This window comes from Acinetobacter sp. YH12112 (genome assembly GCF_013418945.1).
GTDB lineage: Bacteria > Pseudomonadota > Gammaproteobacteria > Pseudomonadales > Moraxellaceae > Acinetobacter > Acinetobacter indicus.
Genome location: NZ_VPBA01000093.1, coordinates 1 through 1,476, shown reverse-complemented (window position 1 = coordinate 1,476; position 1,476 = coordinate 1). Strand labels below are relative to the sequence as shown.

Sequence of the window (1,476 nt, the reverse complement as noted above, 5' to 3'; positions counted from 1 at the left end):
GTAAATTTTCAGCGTTGCTGGCTCCCCGTCAGCCGGATTGGGTTGCATCGCAGGGGTGTCGAAAGAGTCAACTGCGGTCCAAAGCTGTTGGACTTGGGTGAAAAGGGCGTTTATTCTTCCTATACGTATAGGAAACCTTTATTATACGGTTATAGTAAAAAGGGGGAGAGGAATCTTCCTCTTTTTTATTTTAAAGGGAGATCTCCCATGACACTTCGTAGAAAAGGGTACATCAATGAATTTGATGGCTTATTTGTGATACCAACAATCGGATTAATCCTGTTGAAATTTTATATTTCTATATTTAGAGCATAGGCAGATTGCCTGTGCTCTTTATTTTGTTTGTTTTAAATTGGTATTGAATGATACCAATATTACATGATTAATGGAGGAGATTATTTATGACATTTAATAACAATGAAAATACACGTGTGTGGTTTATTACAGGTGCAAGCAGTGGACTAGGATACGAATTCACAAAAAAAGCATTGGAGTCAGGAGAGAAGGTTGTTGGTGTTGCTAGAAATATTGAAAAACTGAATGAGTTAAAATGCCAGTTTGAAGGAATGTTACTTCCTTTAAGTCTTGATGTTACTGATAGAAGTGCTGTTTCGACTACAGTGGAAACTGCCATTAAACATTTTGGAAGACTCGATATTGTCATTAACAATGCAGGGAATATGGTAATGGGAATGATTGAAGAATTTAGTGAAGATGAAGTTAGAAGCCAAATGGAAACTAATTTCTTCGGTACAGTATGGGTAAGTCAAGCTGTTATGCCGTACTTGCGGGCACAAGAATCAGGTCATATTATCCAGATATCTAGTATTGGTGGACTGATTAGTGGTCCAATGTCGGGAATCTATAGCGCTAGTAAATTTGCTTTAGAAGGATTTAGCGAGGCTTTAGCACAAGAAGCTGCACATTTTGGTATAAAAGTATCTATCGTAGAACCTGGAGGTTACTGGACGAATCTATACTTAAAAATGAGTTTTACTACACAGAAAAAAGAGTATGATTCATTACGTGAAAAGTTGGCCCAACAATATTCAAACGAATCGGTGGATAGTGATCCTAAGTTAGCCGCCGAAGCTATAATGAAACTGGTTAATAGTGAGAATCCGCCTCTCCGATTAGTTCTGGGAAGCCTTGTATATGATTTAGCTGTTGAAAATGCAGAAAAACGTATATTTACATGGAAAGAGTGGGAATCAGTCAGTCGTTCTTCGGAACATGGGATTCCTGCACCAGAAGGATACGGAATAATTGAGGAATAGAAACCCTAAGAAATAAACTCTCTAAACTACAAAAACTAATTAATGATTTAATATGTTTATTAACTTAATCGCCGGGCGCAACGGCTTTCGTCATTGCGTCTCTGGGAGCAGCTTGGTCTTCAACTGCACCGGCCTTTGTCGCTTTCCGTCTACTTCAAGCAGTGGGCGCGTCGGCCATGCTGGTGGCGACGTTCGCGAC

At 39.3% G+C, this 1,476-nt stretch carries 2 protein-coding genes and 1 pseudogene; all 3 read left to right on the top strand.

The genetic code is table 11. The annotated features are described in order from the left end of the window. Positions 1–315: hypothetical protein (locus FTU50_RS15440; protein WP_218944809.1), on the top strand; the 315-nt coding region annotated here is incomplete at its 5' end. Between the two features lie 86 nt (positions 316–401). Then, positions 402–1,277, top strand: a complete 876-nt coding sequence (locus tag FTU50_RS15230; protein ID WP_078081115.1) for an SDR family oxidoreductase — start codon at positions 402–404, stop codon at positions 1,275–1,277. 74 nt (positions 1,278–1,351) lie between these two features. After that, positions 1,352–1,476, top strand: a pseudogene (locus FTU50_RS15225) (CmlA/FloR family chloramphenicol efflux MFS transporter); the annotation flags it as partial.

Coding starts and splice junctions, on each gene's coding strand:
- FTU50_RS15230 (WP_078081115.1), top strand. CDS start 402: ATGACATTTAATAACAATGAAAATACACGTGTGTGGTTTATTACAGGT.